The 249-nt window shown below is 67.1% G+C and carries 1 protein-coding gene; it reads left to right on the top strand.

Annotation, left to right across the window (positions count from 1 at the left end; genetic code table 11):
- A partial coding sequence (locus AAEY83_RS17385; protein ID WP_351061182.1) for an alpha-amylase family glycosyl hydrolase occupies positions 1-249 on the top strand: 249 nt, incomplete at both ends.

Consider the following 249-nt stretch of genomic DNA (forward strand, 5'->3'; position numbering starts at 1 on the left):
GGACTGGGCCGGGTGGGCCGTCTTCCTCCGCAACCACGACGAGCTCACCCTCGAGATGGTCAGCGAGGAATACCGCCAGGCGATGTACGGCTGGTACGCCTACGACCCGCGGATGCGTGCGAACGTCGGTATCCGGCGCCGCCTCGCCCCCCTGCTCGACAACTCGCGTGCCGAACTGGAGCTCGCCCACGCGCTCCTGTTCTCGCTCCCCGGCAGCCCATTCATCTACTACGGCGATGAGATCGGGAT

Source organism: Psychrobacter sp. TB20-MNA-CIBAN-0197, from assembly GCF_040309765.1.
GTDB classification, from domain to species: domain Bacteria; phylum Pseudomonadota; class Gammaproteobacteria; order Pseudomonadales; family Moraxellaceae; genus Psychrobacter; species Psychrobacter submarinus.